Genomic DNA, 18,908 nt, shown 5'->3' on the forward strand with positions numbered 1-18,908 from the left:
TGCGATAGATGCCAAGAGTAAAGAAATTGATTGTCCGGCAGTAATCGATATCGTTGGGGTTATATTAGGGATATTCGCTTGAGACATGTTTCACCTCCTCTCGCTTTTTTAGTATCTGTACATTCTATGCTTCTTTACAATGTATATAGCTTATTCAATTATATATTTTTAGGCATCTGTAATAAAAATGTAATTTGGTACTCAGAAAATAAACGTTTGGTATATTAATTTAACTATTTTAGTGTATTCAATCTTCCTATAAAATCCTTTTATTGAAGTTTTATTATATTAATATTGTCGCCCACTACATCTATAGCGTGTCCGGAGGCATTAACCAATGTTAATATGCTAGTTCCTGCTCCTGTATTAAATACTGCACTTGAACTAAGTGATAAACTAGTGACATTTGGAGGGGAGTTTGTAGCTGTTTGTGATAAATTTAATTCACTTTGTGACCCATTTAATACTGCTCCTTTCAACTGCAACTGTAAAATTGCAGTTCCTTGATCTGCGAATCTTAAATTTGTAGAAGCTTTTTCATAATAGGTTTGATTAGGGGCCAACGTAATATTTGTTGATCGAGGTGTGCGTGAAATTGCAGTTCCATTAATAACAGAGTTAAAAGTAAGGGGAACTGCATTGCTAAAATCTACCTGTACAATATCAGGATTGATTATACGTGCATTATTAGCAGTATTAGAGGCCTAGTAGGTCCTGTTAATACAGGTGTTTGTATCACAATATCCAACTTACTTTGTAACAACATCTGTGTTTTGAGTGCGGTTTGAATCGTTTAATTAACACTTTCATTGACTGTTAAAATTTCATCTAAAGTAGCAGATGATGACAATCCAGACAAAGTTCCAATTGCGTATTGAATTTTCTCAGCTTCTACATTAATAATATGGGCTAAACCTAATTCTTTTAAAGTGATATAAGCTAAAATTAAATTAATAGATTCTTCTCTCGTCAAAGAAATATTAGGGGTAATATTAGGTATGTTAGCTTGTGGCATAATAATAAATTTGTATTTTATAAATCTAAAAAACAAATTTATTATTTATTTTATTCAAAAATGTTTAGATGGGATGAGCTCTTAGTTTAGCTTTATAAAATTTGTTTGTATAGTTAGCTACTTTTAATGATTTATAATTCGCTAACTGTTTCAGTTGTTTTATTTTCCTGTTTTTAATATAAATTAATTTTGGGTTGTTGAAGGTTGTCTAATGCTAAGTCTTACTCTTACTCAAATATAAGGGAATATTAGTGCAAATATTAATATATGTATTGAACTTGAGGATTTATACTGAACGGTATATATTTTAAAACTGTAAACTATAATTTAGTTATCTAATTATTAAGTTGAGATTATATCCAAAATATTTGTTCCTATTCAGTTTTGTTCGAATTGAGTTTGCAAAAATAAAGATGTTAAACCTCTCAAAATTTGTGAGTATAAATATTCTATATATAGATATATAGATAATGATACAGGGGTGAATTTTCAAAATGAAACAATTGTTCTTTTAATCACAGAAAACAGGAGAATAGCCTTCTAACAAATAAAGACTGTTAGTTTTCTGCATTTAAGAAATTCCAATAATGCTATTGTGGATTTTTTTTAATTAAAAATAATTAAATTATCTTGATAAAGATAATTGCCTGTAAATCTCAGTGGAAATTAAACTACCTAGTCTTTAGGGAATAGGTAGTCGTTTGGAAATACTACTTATTTTAGTGATTCATTGTAAGTTAGTTATTTTTTAGAGTTATTCTATTTTTACTATGTTAATATTAGTTCCTTCAAAATCTAACGTATGACCTGAAGCATTAACTAATGTTAATACACTAGGAACTGCGCCTGTAGTAATAACTGCATCCGAACTTTGTGATACCCTAGTCGCAAATGGGAAAGTTGGACTTAAGCCGGCTAAATTATATTCACTTTGTGTTCCACCGACTAATGAACCATCTAGATTAAATTGTACTATCGAAGTTCCCTGATTAGCAAATCCTAAATTTGTTACAGTTTCATAGGTTGCAAAATAAGTTTGATTGGCTGCTAAGATAATAAAAGGTGATCCTGCAACATGCGTAATTACTGTACCGTTAATTAGGTTATTAATTGTTAAAGGAACTGCATCTCCATCGGCTAATTGCTGGGTTCGTTATCCGGGCGTTATTAGCGGTTACAAGAGGTCCAGTAGGCCCTGGAGTAGCAATAATTAACTGAACTAATAAATTTAGAAGAAGTTGTAAAGATGCTGGATTAATAATTAATGCAAAAAAGAAAGGCGCGAGAGCACTGTAAAATTGTTGAAGTAATATAGCCAATTGACTTAGATTAGGTGTAGGTGATTGTAGGATTGTTAGAATGCTTTGAATTAACTGTTTTAGGTAATTTTTCTTCTGGTGAAGGTATTAACGAGTTTAATAAATCTAATAATTGATTAAATAAATTGATCAATATCAATCTATTGGCTTCGCTCGAATCTGCAAAAAAGCTAGCAACGGCTGTTACTAAATCAATTAATAACGTTATTAGTTGATTTAATTGTTGGCCTGTAATAGGAATTGTTTGCGGGTTGTTGCAACATTATGCTGTGAAGGTTACAGGATTACAATGTTTTTTGTCATGACTCATAAGGTTCCTCCTTTAAATTTTTTATACGAATATTTTATGATGTGGAACAAAAAACGTTGAGATAAACAACTATTCGAAATAATAAAGTTTGTGAATGATTAACAAATAGATTTTCAATTAGCAGGAATAATAGTTTTCAGAAGAGACAACTATTATACATCTAGAGTAAAGTGACAGATAAACTGCCTTTAAATACCCCTAGATTTATCTAATTATTTGGTTTTTGAACTATTAAGAAATACGATCTTGGGGCTGTGATACATGCCAATCAAGCTAGACTTAAATAAGTTTGATGTCACATGAGATTTTCTTCTGTTTTTGTAAGAAATTAAATAGAGGAAAAAATCTGTACTAACTCATAGCTACCTGTTCGTAAAGTTTTCTAAATGGAACTACAATCTATAAAAAATCTATTTTTATCCATTTATTTTTCTCTTAGGAAATATTTATTGAAGAATGGCTTTCATCTTCTTTTAAGTATTGTTGCTATCGATTAAATATTTTATAAGGATAATCTTAAGTAAAAAACTATAAATTCATATTGTTACACAACGGAAGCCAAAGAAATATAATTTTCTTCCTATACATATATATATGTCATAAGATAGGAGGGGAATTATATGGCAAAAAGTCCAATCACTATCAGTTTGTGTATGATTGTAAAAAATGAAGAACAAACTATTTCAAGATGTTTAGATTCAGTTAAAGGGATAGTTGATGAAATTATTATTGTAGATACAGGTTCAACAGATGCTACAAAAGAAATTGTCAAAAGGTATAAGTCGAAAATTTATGACTTTAAATGGATTAATGATTTTTCAGCAGCACGGAATTTTGCGTTTTCTAAGGCCACTAAAAAATATATCCTTTGGCTTGATGCAGATGACGAGATTACAAATGACAATAAGAAGAAATTCCTTCAATTAAAGCATACATTAGATGCAAATATTGATGCGGTATCTATGAAATATTATTTGGGTTTTGATGTAGAAGGAAATCCAACATTTCAGCTGAGGAGATATCGCTTAGTAAAGAGAAACAGGAGTTTTAAATGGCATGGTTTTGTTCATGAATACTTAGAAGTATATGGAAATCTGATGGACAGTGACATAGGTGTAACGCATAAAAAAGAAAAGGCGCATAGTGATCGGAATTTGAAGCTATATGAAAAGCATATTGCAGATGGAAAAGAGCTAAGTCCGCGAGATGTATATTATTATGCGAATGAATGCAAGGATCATCAATTATATGATGTAGCAATTAAGTGGTATTCGAAATTTTTAGATGAAGGGCAAGGATGGTTTGAAGATAATATTCAAGCTTGTCTGAAAAGAGCAGAATGTTATTTGGAATTAGGTAATTGGAAAGAATCTGTCCATGCTTGTTTACATTCATTTATGTATGATACACCTAGAGGAGAAATTTGTTGTCATTTAGGCTATCTATTTTTACAAAAAAATGACTATCAAAAGGCTATTTATTGGTACCGTTCAGCAATTGAAGGACCAAGGCCTAAAGATTCTTATTTTATTCGTGAAGCTTGCTATACATGGGTGCCACATATTCAATTGTGTATTTGTTATGATCGTATAAAAGAGTATGAAAAAGCTATTTATCATAATGAACAAGCTGCGCAATTTATTCCTAATGATCCAAGTATTCATCATAATAGGGAATATTTTAATAATTTTTTCAAGAAATGATTCTGATATAAAAGACTATTTGATTCAAGGTACCCTTTTCTTGGATAGCGAGAGTAAATTGTTTTTGTTATAACTATAATTAGATTAATTACAGTAAATGCAAGAATATATCCATAATATATTGAACTACTCACCACTTAACATCTTAGCGGAATGTTTGAAGTGGGAGATTCCTAAGTATGGTTAGGAGACAAAATATTTTGTTTCAAAGGTTCAGTCTTAATACGCCTATCATGATGTCTGTCGTAAGTAAGAAATTTCTACTCAAGAATTTAGTTTTTTTACGTCTTTCTTTTGATAAATACAATTCGAATCTAATTGATCAGGAGTAAACGAAATTAATTAGCAAGGGTGCAAATGAAAGTAGCTTGCTAAATTATTGAATCATCTCTGCGCAGTATATCTCCTATTAGTCACTAAACGTAAAGCATGTAGTTAAAATATGATGATTTGAAGAAGACTGAGAGCACCTAGAATACCAATAGGGTTGGACAAATTTTATTGCCATTTGTTATATTTCTTAGGAGTTTGCATATTTTAATGATTGCTTTTTCTTTAGTACATTTTACGTTTATTTTTGAGTTGAATTTGTATGCGTGAGTTCCTCTTCAGAAGGAACTTTAGGAATGTCGATAAAAAATAACAATACTATATGTTAATTAAACAAGTTCATCCGATGGTAAAAGTAATATATTCTATAACATTTTGGTTTATTGTTTTTTCGTAACGGACATTTTTATAAAGTATCCTAAAGAATTAATGAGATTGGTGCAATACTGTGCTTTTTCCTTTGTTATATAGAAATTACACATGAAAAAATCGAAGAATCTTTTAGGTATAGTTAAGGATTAAATATCATACAATGGTACAGAATATTGTCTAACGTGTTACCAACCTTGATCCATTCTTAAAAAGAGCATTCCAAATAGGAAGTGCTCTTTTTAAATTGTATTTTTTGAGAAGGTAAAGCATCTTTTGAAGGGTATTAAATAATACTCATCAAATGTGAATTCTTTTTACATAAGGAGTATCCATTGTAAAGGGTGTTCTATTTTTGTTGGACAAAGTGGAAATTTGAAAAATGTTCAAAAAATAGTAACACATACCAAAAAAGTAAAATTCCAATACTTATGATTGAAAGTGCTGTGTATTTTAATATTCTCATGAAGACTCCTTTTAGAGATAGCATGTGCTATGGAAAGTAGTTTTATTACTTCTCGAACAAAATGGACATTTAATAAGATTATAAAATGTATATAGGAATGAATGTTTAAGTTCTTCCGTAATTTAGGTGTGATGGGCTTGTTATGGAATGTTAAGAAGGGAAAAAGAAACGGATTAATCTAGAAAAAATAAATAGTTTGAGCAGAATACTTACTAAGGTTTTATAGCGCAAGGTAATTAAAAAACAATTTCCTTGTGCTATAATAATTTGTATATTTTGATTTTTTGTTTGTGATATAATTTTTGTTATGTGGTATTTCTTAAAAGTATATGTGTTCAAGTTAGGGAAAGGCGCTCAAATGAGTGTTTTTTCTTTGTATATAAATTAGGAGGATTTCAAAATGACTATTCTTAACTTAGAGAATTTTCGAAAACAGAGACAACTAGAAAAACAGATGGTTACTATACCAATCATCGAGAGAATTTATAAAGAAGATGGCGAAATAAAAATAGAAGTCTCCGGAGAAACAGAAGTTTTTGAGGCTTGGCTAAATAGAAAAGATGAATATCTGTAATTATAGTTGTATCAAAAAGAATATGTAATATAAACAATTCTTTTTCCAAAATATTTATTGGCCATATGATTAAAAGAGCTAATAAACAACCAATTATGATTACAAAGGGATATGGCGAAAGTATCTTTAGGTGATTTAACAATACATACGTGCCTCTTATAAATTAAATGATAAGTTGGGAAGTATTATGCAATTTTTTAATAATTATGTTGGATAATTTACAACATAATTATTAAAAAATTGAAAATCACAACAAAAGAGGTTATTTTTTCTACTATTGGTATGTTACAAGATGCAAAAAGGACTTCTAATATTTCAAGTGAGGTTTTGCACACTATTTTTGAAGTAAATAAAAAACCAGGTTACTAGTGTTCAGGAAAGTTCATCATCAGTGAAGGAACTTTCTATTAGGGCTCAAACTGTACAGTCAGTCCAATTACAAGCAGCATCAATTGAGGCGATATCGGAGAAATCTAGCGAAATGAAAGAGAAAGTAGAAGCATTATCAAAATTTATAAAATGGAAAAGACTTTTTATTATTATTGAACGGATTCTTTTAAAAAAAGAAAAGACACTCAAATGAGTGCTGTTCTTCGATTTGATAACCACTTTAATTTTAATAATATTTATATGGACTTCCGTCCAAATTTTATTTTATCATATATTCTGAATAATTAGAAGTGGATTATTTAATCTTTTATATGCTGTATTTATTAACATTGATTGCAAATCATTTTCAAGCATTATTTTTAAAAGTATATCAAAATAGTAGGATTGCGCCTCGAAATTCTTCTTTTATGTTTGTTTCACATCTACATATTTTGAGGAGCAGTTTAATTTAGGTTATTGTGAACTACTCGCCCCGACAAATCTTAGAGTCGTAGCTTCTCAGTTACACGACGAAAGTAACCTTTCGTTCCCCTGAGCGTTACTTCGGGGTGTTCCAGCTCCCCAGTATGAGGAAAGAGATAATTTATGATGGAAATTAACGAGTACAGATTGTGCTTTACTCATTGCATCCTCATATAATCTCCATTGTGTTGAATTTGCCATTTGTCTATAGGAAATATCAGGCGTAGCTTCAGCAATTTTTGTCATGCCTATGTTTGTTCCCAGTGCCATAAGTGCAGACATAAGAATAGTGGTTTCTTCCTCATTTGGAATACGATTGGTTGAAGCATGAACAAACTGCTCATGGAAACCAGTCCAATGAGCTACTTCCATTAATAAGTCAGTGAGCTTTACACGTGGAAGTAAATCATAAAGAGATGAGCTGAAATTTTTTGCTTCTTGTGGTGTGTCTTTTTCTAAACGGCTTAAATGCAGTCTGCCATTCTCTAAACTTACCCCATTTAATTCGCCTATATGACTTGACACCCATTTTAAGCGCCTTAATAATGAAGATGTTTGTTCTTCTAAATATTCATGAGCGAATAGACTAACAGCTAACTCGGATGTTTCAGGCTGAATTTCGTTCCACTCTTCTTTTGAAATAAGGTACTCATCAAAATCTTTATGTTGTCTACTATCACTAATAGATATATTACCTGATCGAATAGAATTTCGTAGTTCAGTTAAAACAGCCATTTCATAATAATACCTGTTAATGGTTCCATTTTCATCATATACGTGCTTTTGCCATCTATTTGATACAAAATCCAGAGGTGCACCTTCCGGTACTTTACGTTTACCTGTTTCGTTCATTTCTCTAACCGTGTGAATAGCACGTATTAATGGCTCTGCTAATTTCGTAGAATGAAACTCAAATGATTTTAACAAGAGGGGTGTATACTTTCTCAATGTATAGAATTTCTTCTCTAATAAGTCCACATAATCATAGTCAATTGGACGCGCTAATTGCTTTGCTTCTTCTACAGATTGAACTAGCTTTTCCCAAGGCATTATCATTTCTAATACTATATAAGGATCGGCACCTTCATCTCTAGCTTTGATGAGCGTTTCGCCAAGATTAGCAAAGTGCACCACTTTTTCATTAATGGATTTCCCATTTTGTTTTTGTCGTTCTTCTTGTGCTTTTCTTCCTTTGGATAATAAAGACATGATCTGACGGTCATGTATCTCAAATGCTTGGTCCGTCAAATCTTGAATTAATTCCATGAGATAAACAACTAAAATAGCATATTTTTTAGAATCATCAAATCTTCGAAAAGAGTGGGGTTCATATCTTGAACCCATTTTAGATAATTGTCGTAATCTGTTTGGATGTAAGTTCTTTGTATCAATTTGCAATTGTAAATTCCGGATAAATTCAAGTTTTTCAACTACTTTGAGAAAAGAATCAGGGGAATGAGAGCCTGGTATTTCACGTAACCACGCCAAATATGTTTTAAGACTGTCTTCCATCGGAAGTAAAAGACGGTTTAATTTTTGGATATGTTCCATGGTTAAAGAAGAATTAAGTAATCAAAAAATCTTTTCTTCTGCACGTCTTCGAACTTCCCATACCATTCGCTCTATTGTTGTCATAGCTGGTAAAATAATTTTTCTTTTTCTTAATTCTTCAATGGCTATCTGGATTAAGTGTAGAGCATTCCCATTTCTTCGAGATGTTCATGTTTCGTTTGCTCACGTTCTGCATATATGTGTATTTCGTTCGCATTAATTTGCAGTTGTTTAGCTATATAGTTCACAACACAATCGGGTATATGTTGAACGTCTGACAAAGTCCAACAAGGAAATCTCAATACACAAAGCTGTAAAGCAAATCCTAACTTATTATGATCCCGACGATGGCGCTTGATAATTTCAATATCATGAGGGGACAAGGTGCAGTAACTTCCTAATTCATACTCACTAATTTGTTCTGGAATAGATGTAAACTCTAAGCGCTGTTCTGACGTCAATAATTCTCTTGCACGTTTTAAAGACATGTTTTTCTCCTTTCTACAATGCAAGAAAATACCTTGTCTATAGGATGCTGTAGCTCAATGGATGTTAGATTGAAGTATCTTCTTGTCATGCTAACATCTTTGTAAACTATTACTGTAACTACTCATTTGCTCCATTAGATTATCAGTTGACCATAGTATCTTGTTGCATCTTGCGATACAAGGTCATTCTAGAGATACCGGATTTCTCCGCGGCGTCTGTACGACTCATACCTTGATTAATAAGATATAAAGCATAATCTATCTTTTCCTCATCGGTTTTTGGTCTTCCGGGATGTTTCCCTCGTTTTCTTGCGGCCTCAATCCCTTCTTTTGTCCGTTCAGAAGTTAAATCCCTTTCAAATTGAGCAATACCAGCAAAAATAGTAAACAACATTTTCCCATGTGCTGTTGTTGTATCAAGCCATGATTCCTTTAAACTTTTCAAGTGCGCCCCTTTTCGAGAAATTTGTTCCGTAATTTCAATGAGATCTTTTGTAGAACGTGATAATCGAGTTAAATCCGTTACAACTACTGTATCTTCTGGACGAAGAAATTCTAGCATACTATTTAGCTCCGTTCGGTTTCGTTTTGTACCGGTTATTTTTTCGAAGAAAATGCGGTCGCATCCAAATTCTTCAAGCTGTTTCTTTTGGCGATCTAAATTTTGATCTAATGTAGAAACACGCATATAGCCAAACTTCATATTTATCATCTCCTTCACCAAACATTGTACCAAAAACTATTAAATGAGGATATTGTTACGTATTTTTGTTACGCTCCGTATGCACGTTAATTAGACTAAAAGTTTATTAGTAATGACTGTAACAAAAACGGATGTTTTTGTTACAGCTATTGCTACATTTTGATTCCAGTAGATCATTGGAGGGTGTGGAAAAAACATAAATTTAAATAATTGATTCTTTATATTAAAGAGAAGTCTTCAATTTCTATTATCTCATCTATTTTAAAGTAGATTTCCTTTATTTTTTCTTATTTCTCAACGTTTGGATGAAAGTATTTCAGAAAGTTGAATAGATATATATTATGAGAGGTTGTCCACTATTCTATATTAGGATGGATATAAATTTTTATGAAAAAGGAGCACGTATTATGAAATTTATCGAAATTATAAAGCGTAGCTTTGATTCTGTACACTTATATAGTCAACAGGAGCTTATACAGATTGTACAAACATTAGATTTGTCACCTGAAAATGTCATTCCTTATATTAGAGCCCCAAAACAATTGGAATACGGGCGAAATATCATTTATCATACAAAAAACCTGGAAGTAATTGTTCTTTACTTCCCTAGCTTGGCGAAGACTCCCATTCATAATCATGGTACTTCAACGGGGTGTATTTATATTGTACAAGGCAGCTTACAAAATATCCTATACAATTTTGAACCCTCCGAGACTACACCAATCTATCATCAAACGCAACAATTTACGCAAGGAAATGTATTTACTGTTGATAAAGATACGATTCATATGATGCAGAACACTATGCCCTTACCAGCTATTACTTTCCATGTATATTCCCCATCATTAGAAGGAGTAACAATCCATTCTTCTTAATAAGATGTAATAGGAGCTAATTATTTTCCTTTAAATTGTTCATTTTGAAAGGGGTTATTATGGATCAATTTAAAAATCATTTCATACAAAGTCTACAAGACGGACGGAGTGTTTGGCTAAAAGGTAAACAAATTGATGTCACAAAGAATGAAAATTTCCAAGGTACGTTAGCTACTATTACGCATTTATATGACTTGTTTAAAGATCCTACACATCAGCAATTAGTTGGCTATCTAAGTCCTAAAACGCATACATGGGTTCATACAGCCTTCTTAGTACCAAAATCTTTTGAGGATATATTAAAAAGACGGACAGCTTTTGAAACATGGAGCCAGATGACAGATGGGGTTATGAGCCGTTTATCCGATTATGCTCGATCTCGATTAACAGGGTGGTATGCAGCTCGTGAATCATATAAAGAGTTTGATCCTCAATTTCCTGATAAAATATCAAATTACTATGAAGAGGCAAGAGATCAACACCGTTTCATAAGTGTAATTCAACGTGATCCACAAATAAATCGATCTGCTCAGCATCCAGTCGATATAAATGAATTAGGTTTATTAAGAATTACAAGAAAAACTACTGATGGGATATTTTTAAATGGTGCTAAGATGATTGGAACCGCATCGCCATACTCGAATGATTTACTTATTTATCCTGTAACACGATTAAAAAGTGAATTAAGCTCTTTAGCTCATTTCCTTGTTGTTTCTGCAAATTCTCCTGGTTTACATATGATTTGTCGGGAGTCGTTCGCAACTGATTTTTCCCAACAAGTTAATGCACCGATTAGCTCCAAATATGATGAAATGGATGCGCTATTAATCTTTGATGATGTCTTTGTACCTTGGGAACGTGTATTACTGTATGATAATCCAGAGGCTCTATGGAAATTAAAATCAGATGTAGCCTCCAATAGCTTAGCTTATCACCAAGCGATTGTTCGATTATTAATAAAGCTAGAATTCGTTACAGCAATTGCTTGTGAAATGGCGGAAGCAATTGGTGCTAACTCTTATTTACATGTCCAAGAAAAGCTTGGGGAACTTATTATGCAAATTGAAACGATCAGAGCTCTTTTACTCTCTTCAGAAAGAGAAGGGAAGCTAGATGAACATAAAACATATTTACCTAATTTTAAATACATCGAAACAGCAAGAAATCTAGGATCTAAGTATTATCCAAGAGCTATAGAAGTTTTACAACTTATTGGAGCCGGAGGCTTCATACAGCTACCTTCTCGTGTAGAGGATTTTCAAAGTCCATTATCACATCTATTAGAAAAATATTTTAAAGGAGCTACTATTCCAGCAGACCAAAAAACAAAGCTCTTTAAGTTGGGATGGGATATAATTGGAAGCCCTTTAGGATCTCGGCATGAATTATATGAGCGATTCTACGCGGGTGATCCAATACGTAACATGGCAAACCAGTATATAAACTATGACAAACTTAAATTCAAAAATATGGTAAGTAAATTTCTAAATACTTAAATGTTTTAGAACTGATTCTAATAAATAGAGAAATGGGGGTCATTTATAATGAATGAAAAAGTAAAGAAAATCATTGAATATGGGGCACGTGCCCCTCATTTTCATCCTAATTTCCCTTTAATTTTATTTTGGAGTCAAAAGAGTGGGTGTACATCATTTGCAAATTGGTTCTTTTCCCAGATAGGATTATATGAAACTGCAATGCAGTATAATCCATTTATTCATAACTATGAATATGATATATATAAAAGCAAAGCTGGTTATATAACGAAATTGTCAAGAGAACTTCTAAAAGGAGAAAAAGACACGCTAAAATTAGTACGGAATCCTTACAAAAGAGCGGTAAGCTCTTTTGTTTCGCTTATTGCTCCACCAGGTATAGAAAATCCAGAGTGGGGACCCATTAGAAAGTTTATTTATAACGATAGTACATGCAAAAAGAAAATATCATTTAAACATTTTTTACATTATCTTCATGCAAATGGGGCAGATGCTGACTATCTTAATGCACACTATTCACAACAATATATTCAAGGAGAAGAAGAGTTTGTAACAAATTATATATATTTAGAGGATTTCTCTAATGAAATCTCAAGAATAGAAACTAAATATAACCTACAGACTATCCCACTAGACACATTAACGAAATCATGGCATCATCAGGCGCCTAAGATGATTCATAAGGGAAGTTATGCTGAAGCTGACATTACAGATCCATCCTTCCCTCGGCTGCCTACATATCAGAGGTTTTATGATACGGAGGCTATACAATTAGTTACAGATATATTTAATGAAGATTTTGAAGCGTATTATTATCTTAAAATGGATATTTCTATAATATGAATCAGTTTCAGAGTACTTAAATAATATTCTTATTTTTAATATGGAAAACACCGTGACCACTGTTATGGTGTTTTTTTGGGGGGTTAACACTATATTTTTAACTTTATGTAATCCATATAACCTCAAGATAAGATGCATTTGTAAAATAATGTATGCTAAGCTATCGATAAAAATAGCTATTGTGAGTGGGAACAGTAATTTATTTTGGAGTGAGTTTATTTTTAGTAAAGCTTTGTATTTGAGACACATCCGGTTTTATAAAAAAAAAGAGATGGAATCTTATGTCATCTCTTTTTTAGTGAATTTATGTCGATAACATTATATGTTCCGTTATATAAAATTGCAACTAGTTCCATTTATTTAAAAATAGGTGATGTACCAGGATCATTTTTTTTCTTTGTGCATTTATTATAAATAGTAAAGCCTTTTTAAAGGAATAAATCGGAGGCGAATTTATGTCAGATAAAAAAAAATCAGAACAATTTAGTTGTAAGGAATTATTATCCGCGGCTGCATTAGATCCAAACTTAATTGGTCCTACACTCCCACCTATCCCATCATTTACACTACCAACAGGACCAACAGGACCAACAGGACCAACAGGACCAACAGGACCAACAGGACCAACGGGACCAACAGGTTCAACGGGACCAACAGGTTCAACGGGATTAACTGGAGCGACAGGACCAACAGGAGCAACTGGAGCGACAGGACCAACAGGAGCAACTGGAGCGACAGGACCAACAGGAGTAACTGGAGTAACAGGAGCAACAGGAGTAACAGGAGCAACAGGTTCAACGGGAGTAACTGGACCAACAGGAGTAACAGGAGTAACAGGACCAACAGGGCCAACAGGTGGAGCAACAGGTTCAACGGGAGTAACAGGACCAACGGGACCAACAGGTTCAACGGGAGCAACAGGAGCGACAGGACCAACAGGAGCAACAGGAGTAACAGGAGCAACAGGAGTAACAGGAGCAACAGGAGTAACAGGACCAACTGGAGTAACTGGAGCAACAGGAGCAACAGTCGCAACTGGAGCAACGGGAGCAACGGGAGCAACAGGTCCAACAGGGGCAACAGGATCAACGGGAGTAACAGGCCCAACAGGATCAACAGGAGTAACAGGAGTAACAGGCCCAACAGGCCCAACAGGATCAACAGGAGTAACAGGAGGAACAGGTCCAACAGGATCAACAGGAGTAACAGGAGCAACAGGTCCAACAGGAGCAACAGGATCAACAGGAGCAACAGGCCCAACAGGAGTAACAGGTCCAACAGGATCAACAGGATCAACAGGATCAACAGGATCAACAGGAGTAACGGGAGCAACAGGAGCAACAGGATCAACAGGAGCAACGGGAGCAACAGGAGATACAGGTACAAGTATAACTGCTACGTATGCATTTGCGAATAATACATCGGGTACGGCAATATCAGTATTACTTGGTGGGACAAATGTCACACTTCCAAATAATCAAAATATCGGTCCGGGAATTACTGTGTCTGGGGGGAATACAGTATTTACGGCCGCAAATGCCGGGAATTATTATATTTCATATACAATTAATATAACGGCCTCATTATTAGTCAGTTCGCGGATTACAATTAATGGAGCAGCGCTTGCTGGAACTATCAACGCTCCTGCATTAGCAACGACTTCATTTAGTGCAACAATTATTACGACTCTTGCAGCGGGGAGTGCAATTAGTTTGCAGTTGTTTGGATTGTTAGCTGTTGCCACGTTATCAACGACTACACCTGGTGCAGTTTTAACGATTATAAGATTAAGCTAAGTAACGTGAACTCTCTTATTCTTTTAAAATTAGGAGAGTTTCTACATATAATAAGAAGTTAAGGAAGTAAAGCATAGTTATAAAAAAAGTCAGAATATTATGATTGTAACGATGTTACGACTATAATATAATGAAAACAACTATCATGAATGAACATTCATTTATTTTCACAAGTATTGGAAGGGGGAATGAGAGTGGAAAAACCTTGGCTGCAGAGTTATCCAGATGAAATTCCAGGGACAATTTCTTATGATATTCAGCCACTTCATGGATATTTAGAGAAAATGGCTGCTCGTTATCCAGAAAAGAAAGCGCTTCACTTTTTAGGTAAAGATGTTACATTTTCAGATTTCCATGACAAGGTAAAGAAATTTGCGAATTACCTTCAAAGGCTTGGTATTGAAAAAGGCGATAGAGTTGCGATTATGTTACCGAATTGTCCGCAATCTGTAATTGGTTATTATGGTACTTTGCTTGCGGGAGGGATTGTCGTACAAACGAATCCTCTTTATACAGAAAGAGAGCTGGAGTACCAACTTCATGACTCAGGGGCAAAAGTTATTCTGTGCCTGGATTTAGTGTTTCCGAGAGTTACTAACGTTCAAACTGCAACAAAGCTTGAGCACATTATCGTGACCCGTATTGCAGATTTTTTACCATTTCCTAAAAATTTACTTTATCCATTTGTACAAAAAAAGCAGGCAAATCTTGTTGTGAATGTGTCGGAAAGCGAAACGATTCATCTTTGGAAATCGGTAGAAAGGGAAAGTAGTACTGATGTTGAAGTTCCATGTGATCCTGAAAATGATCTAGCCCTTTTGCAGTATACAGGGGGAACGACAGGGTTTCCAAAAGGGGTTATGTTAACGCATAAAAACCTCGTTTCGAACACTTTAATGGGAGCGCATTGGTTATATAATTGTAAAGAAGGAGAAGAGGTAATTCTTGGTGTTCTTCCGTTTTTTCATGTGTACGGGATGACAGCTGTAATGAATTTAAGTATTATGCAAGGATATAAAATGGTGCTTATTCCGAAGTTTGATATGAAAATGGTTTTTGAAGCAATTAAGAAACATAAAGTTACACTATTTCCAGGAGCACCAACCATTTATATTGCTCTATTAAATAGTCCTCTTTTAAAAGAATATGATATTTCTTCAATTCAGGCTTGTATTAGTGGTTCTGCACCGCTTCCTGTAGAAGTGCAGGAGGAGTTTGAGAGAGTTACAGGTGGTAAATTAGTAGAGGGTTATGGATTAACGGAGTCATCACCAGTTACACATGGGAATTTTTTGTGGGAAAAGCGTGTGCCGGGAAGTATTGGGGTACCGTGGCCGGATACAGAGGCAATCATCATGTCACTTGAAACAGGAGAGTCATTACCTCCAGGTGAAATTGGTGAAATTGTCGTAAAGGGCCCACAAATTATGAAAGGGTATTGGAATAAGCCAGAAGAAACGGCAGCTGTACTGCAAGATGGCTGGCTCCATACAGGTGATGTAGGATACATGGATGAGGATGGCTTTTTCTATGTGAAAGATCGTAAGAAAGATATGATCGTTGCTAGTGGCTTTAACGTATATCCTCGTGAAGTAGAAGAAGTGTTATATGAACACGAAAAGGTGCAAGAAGTAGTAACAATCGGTGTTCCTGATCCGTATCGAGGGGAAACTGTAAAAGCGTTTGTTGTTTTGAAAGAAGGCGCTGAGTGTTCTGAAGAAGAATTAGATCAGTTTGCACGTAAATATTTAGCAGCTTACAAAGTTCCGAAGGTATATGAGTTTAGAAGTGAGTTGCCGAAGACGACAGTCGGAAAAATTTTACGTCGTGTCCTAATAGATGAAGAGAAGAGAAAGAATGAGGATGAGCAAACGGGCTAAGGCCCTTTCTTTTTGAAAAAATAGGATTGACACTTTTCTAAATAGTCAGTATTATAAGAATATGAATGACTATTCATTCAGTCATCTTCTTGAAGGGGACAGTAAAGTGAAGAAAAATAGACCGAAATACAATCAGATTATTGATGCTGCAGTCATTGTGATTGCGGAGAATGGATACCATCAAGCGCAAGTTTCTAAAATTGCAAAGCAAGCTGGGGTAGCTGATGGCACGATTTATTTATATTTTAAAAATAAAGAAGATATATTAATATCCTTATTCCAAGAGAAGATGGGAGAATTTGTTGAAACAATTCGTCAAAAAATAGCAGGAATTGAAAGCGCTGTAGCGAAGTTATTCATGTTGGTAGAAACGCACTTCTTGCTGTTGTCACAAAATGATCCTCTTGCTATCGTTACGCAATTAGAGCTAAGGCAGTCCAATCAAGACTTGCGCCTTAAAATAAATGAAGTATTAAAAGGCTACTTACAAGTTATGGATGAGATTTTAGAGACAGGTATAAAGCAAGGTGAATTTCAGGCGGATTTAAACGTTCGCGTGGCAAGACAAATGATCTTTGGAACAGTAGATGAAGTTGTGACCAATTGGGTAATGAGCGATCATAAGTATGATCTGGTCGCACTTTCAAAAACGGTACATGGGCTACTTATTGCAGCTTGTGGTTATCGTAAATAATGGGAGGGATCATGTTGAAATTCCTATCTGTAAAAGTTGAAGATCATATCGCGGTGGCGACGTTAAACCATGCTCCAGCTAATGCGATGTCTTCACAAGTTATGCATGACGTTACTGAATTAATCGATCAAGTGGAAAAGGATGATAACATTCGTGTTGTTGTTCTACATGGTGAAGGACGCTTCTTCTCAGCAGGGGCAGATATTAAAGAATTTACATCTGTTACTGAAGCGAAGCAAGCAACAGAGTTAGCACAGCTTGGACAAGTTACGTTTGAGCGTGTTGAAAAATGTTCAAAACCAGTTATTGCGGCAATTCATGGAGCGGCACTTGGCGGCGGCCTGGAGTTTGCTATGTCTTGCCACATGCGCTTTGTAACTGAAAGTACAAAGCTTGGTTTACCTGAATTAACACTTGGATTAATTCCTGGTTTTGCAGGTACACAGCGCTTACCACGTTATGTTGGTAAAGCGAAAGCTTGTGAAATGATGTTAACAAGTACACCAATTACTGGCGCAGAAGCATTACAATGGGGACTTGTTAACGGAGTGTTTTCTGAAGAATCCATTTTAGAAGATACGCTTAAAATTGCAAAACAGATTGCTGGAAAAAGCCCAGCAACAACTCGTGCTGTGCTAGAGTTATTACAAACGACAAAATCGTCTCATTATTATGAAGGTGTACAGCGTGAATCACAGATTTTTGGTGAAGTATTTACGAGTGAAGATGGAAGAGAAGGCGTAGCAGCGTTTTTAGAAAAACGTAAGCCTTCATTTAGTGGTAGGTAATCCAATTATTTTTTTAATACAAATTAACAGAATTTTAAAATTGATAGAATCTTTCTGAAAAATAAGGGGGTAAATGAAATGAACATCTACGTACTCATGAAACGAACATTTGATACAGAAGAAAAAATCGTAATTAAAAACGGTGCAATTTACGATGGCGAAGCGGAATTCATCATCAACCCTTACGATGAATATGCGATTGAAGAAGCAATTCAAGTAAGAGATGCACAAGGTGGAGAAGTTACTGTTATAACAGTTGGTGGCGAGGATAGTGAAAAAGAACTTCGCACAGCATTGGCGATGGGCTGCGATAAAGCGGTACTAATTAACATTGAAGATGATGTTGAGAATGGTGACCAATTTACAACAGCAAAAGTACTTGCTGAATATTTAAAAGATAAAGAAATAGATTTAATTTTAGGCGGGAACGTTGCGATTGACGGTGCATCTGGACAAGTTGGTCCACGAGTAGCTGAAGCGTTAAATATCCCATACGTAACGACGATTACGAAGCTTGAAATTGATGGTACAAATGTGAAGATTGAGCGTGATGTTGAAGGGGATACAGAAGTAATTGAATCATCATTACCTCTTCTAGTAACAGCGCAACAAGGTTTAAATGAACCGCGTTATCCATCACTTCCAGGTATTATGAAAGCGAAGAAGAAGCCACTAGAAGAAGTAGAATTAGATGATTTAGATTTAGAAGAAGATGATGTGGAAGCAAAAACAAAAACAATTGAAATCTATTTGCCTCCTAAGAAAGATGCAGGAAAAGTGTTACAAGGCGAGCTGCAAGATCAAGTAAAAGAACTTGTATCGTTGCTCCATACAGAAGCGAAAGTAATCTAATAAA

At 34.3% G+C, this 18,908-nt stretch carries 13 protein-coding genes and 3 pseudogenes; 11 read left to right on the forward strand and 5 right to left on the reverse strand.

Features of this window, described 5'->3' with window-relative positions; translation table 11 throughout:
- Positions 1–269: 269 nt before the first annotated feature.
- From MR155_RS00005 to MR155_RS00015, 3 genes and pseudogenes are all read right to left on the reverse strand, one after another.
- Complete coding sequence (locus MR155_RS00005; protein ID WP_242307450.1) at positions 270–563, reverse strand: hypothetical protein; 294 nt, start codon at positions 561–563, stop codon at positions 270–272.
- 230 nt (positions 564–793) lie between these two features.
- Positions 794–1,015, reverse strand: coding sequence for an alpha-helical endospore appendage domain-containing protein (locus tag MR155_RS00010; RefSeq protein ID WP_242307452.1), 222 nt, complete (start codon positions 1,013–1,015; stop codon positions 794–796).
- Positions 1,016–2,196: 1,181 nt separating this feature from the next.
- Positions 2,197–2,644 (reverse strand): annotated as a pseudogene (locus MR155_RS00015) (collagen-like repeat preface domain-containing protein); the annotation flags it as partial.
- Positions 2,645–3,297: 653 nt separating this feature from the next.
- On the opposite strand from MR155_RS00015, the gene MR155_RS00020 reads away from it, so the two are divergent.
- The 3 genes and pseudogenes from MR155_RS00020 to MR155_RS32420 form a co-directional block, all read left to right on the forward strand.
- Positions 3,298–4,347 carry a glycosyltransferase gene (locus MR155_RS00020; protein WP_242308222.1) on the forward strand — a complete coding sequence of 350 codons (1,050 nt, stop codon included), beginning with the start codon at positions 3,298–3,300 and terminating at the stop codon, positions 4,345–4,347.
- Between the two features lie 1,565 nt (positions 4,348–5,912).
- Complete coding sequence (locus tag MR155_RS00025) at positions 5,913–6,086, forward strand: hypothetical protein (RefSeq protein WP_242307454.1); 174 nt, start codon at positions 5,913–5,915, stop codon at positions 6,084–6,086.
- A gap of 50 nt (positions 6,087–6,136) precedes the next feature.
- Positions 6,137–6,487: pseudogene (locus tag MR155_RS32420) on the forward strand (methyl-accepting chemotaxis protein); the annotation flags it as partial.
- Positions 6,488–7,013: 526 nt separating this feature from the next.
- Here MR155_RS32420 and MR155_RS00035 read toward each other — a convergent pair.
- Together MR155_RS00035 and MR155_RS00040 are read right to left on the reverse strand one after the other, a co-directional pair.
- A pseudogene (locus MR155_RS00035) lies at positions 7,014–8,977 on the reverse strand (DUF4158 domain-containing protein); the annotation flags it as partial.
- Positions 8,978–9,119: 142 nt separating this feature from the next.
- The gene (locus tag MR155_RS00040; RefSeq protein ID WP_242307456.1) at positions 9,120–9,680 is read right to left on the reverse strand and encodes a recombinase family protein; all 561 of its coding nucleotides are present in this window, start codon (positions 9,678–9,680) and stop codon (positions 9,120–9,122) included.
- A gap of 407 nt (positions 9,681–10,087) precedes the next feature.
- On the opposite strand from MR155_RS00040, the gene MR155_RS00045 reads away from it, so the two are divergent.
- The 8 genes from MR155_RS00045 to etfB all read left to right on the forward strand — a co-directional run bounded on the left by MR155_RS00045 (position 10,088) and on the right by etfB (position 18,904).
- Positions 10,088–10,555, forward strand: coding sequence for a cysteine dioxygenase (locus MR155_RS00045; RefSeq protein ID WP_242307459.1), 468 nt, complete (start codon positions 10,088–10,090; stop codon positions 10,553–10,555).
- Between the two features lie 59 nt (positions 10,556–10,614).
- Complete coding sequence (locus MR155_RS00050) at positions 10,615–12,051, forward strand: 4-hydroxyphenylacetate 3-hydroxylase family protein (protein WP_242307468.1); 1,437 nt, start codon at positions 10,615–10,617, stop codon at positions 12,049–12,051.
- A gap of 45 nt (positions 12,052–12,096) precedes the next feature.
- Positions 12,097–12,894, forward strand: a complete 798-nt coding sequence (locus MR155_RS00055) for a sulfotransferase family 2 domain-containing protein (RefSeq protein ID WP_396027161.1) — start codon at positions 12,097–12,099, stop codon at positions 12,892–12,894.
- 455 nt (positions 12,895–13,349) lie between these two features.
- Positions 13,350–14,690: a BclA C-terminal domain-containing protein gene (locus tag MR155_RS00065; protein WP_277958595.1), complete on the forward strand. Its 1,341-nt coding sequence runs from the start codon at positions 13,350–13,352 to the stop codon at positions 14,688–14,690.
- 194 nt (positions 14,691–14,884) lie between these two features.
- Positions 14,885–16,570 (forward strand): long-chain-fatty-acid--CoA ligase, encoded by a 1,686-nt coding sequence (locus MR155_RS00070; protein WP_242307475.1) that lies wholly within the window; start codon positions 14,885–14,887, stop codon positions 16,568–16,570.
- A gap of 106 nt (positions 16,571–16,676) precedes the next feature.
- A complete protein-coding gene (locus MR155_RS00075) occupies positions 16,677–17,264 on the forward strand; it encodes a TetR/AcrR family transcriptional regulator (RefSeq protein ID WP_087945806.1) in 588 nt (195 codons plus the stop codon).
- 11 nt (positions 17,265–17,275) lie between these two features.
- A complete protein-coding gene (locus MR155_RS00080; RefSeq protein ID WP_002088868.1) occupies positions 17,276–18,052 on the forward strand; it encodes an enoyl-CoA hydratase in 777 nt (258 codons plus the stop codon).
- A gap of 78 nt (positions 18,053–18,130) precedes the next feature.
- Positions 18,131–18,904, forward strand: a complete 774-nt coding sequence (etfB, locus tag MR155_RS00085; protein WP_002088867.1) for an electron transfer flavoprotein subunit beta — start codon at positions 18,131–18,133, stop codon at positions 18,902–18,904.
- Positions 18,905–18,908 lie beyond the last annotated feature (4 nt).

The sequence above is a fragment of the Bacillus cereus group sp. BfR-BA-01331 genome (assembly GCF_022663915.1).
GTDB lineage: Bacteria > Bacillota > Bacilli > Bacillales > Bacillaceae_G > Bacillus_A > Bacillus_A mycoides.

What these genes read in the sequence shown, in the direction of transcription:
- MR155_RS00065 (WP_277958595.1), top strand. Translation starts at nt 13,350, where the DNA reads ATGTCAGATAAAAAAAAATCAGAACAATTTAGTTGTAAGGAATTATTA.
- MR155_RS00020 (WP_242308222.1), top strand. Translation starts at nt 3,298, where the DNA reads ATGATTGTAAAAAATGAAGAACAAACTATTTCAAGATGTTTAGATTCA.
- MR155_RS00050 (WP_242307468.1), top strand. Translation starts at nt 10,615, where the DNA reads ATGGATCAATTTAAAAATCATTTCATACAAAGTCTACAAGACGGACGG.
- MR155_RS00040 (WP_242307456.1), bottom strand. Translation starts at nt 9,680, where the DNA reads ATGAAGTTTGGCTATATGCGTGTTTCTACATTAGATCAAAATTTAGAT.
- MR155_RS00010 (WP_242307452.1), bottom strand. Translation starts at nt 1,015, where the DNA reads ATGCCACAAGCTAACATACCTAATATTACCCCTAATATTTCTTTGACG.
- MR155_RS00025 (WP_242307454.1), top strand. Translation starts at nt 5,913, where the DNA reads ATGACTATTCTTAACTTAGAGAATTTTCGAAAACAGAGACAACTAGAA.
- MR155_RS00080 (WP_002088868.1), top strand. Translation starts at nt 17,276, where the DNA reads ATGTTGAAATTCCTATCTGTAAAAGTTGAAGATCATATCGCGGTGGCG.
- etfB (WP_002088867.1), top strand. Translation starts at nt 18,131, where the DNA reads ATGAACATCTACGTACTCATGAAACGAACATTTGATACAGAAGAAAAA.
- MR155_RS00045 (WP_242307459.1), top strand. Translation starts at nt 10,088, where the DNA reads ATGAAATTTATCGAAATTATAAAGCGTAGCTTTGATTCTGTACACTTA.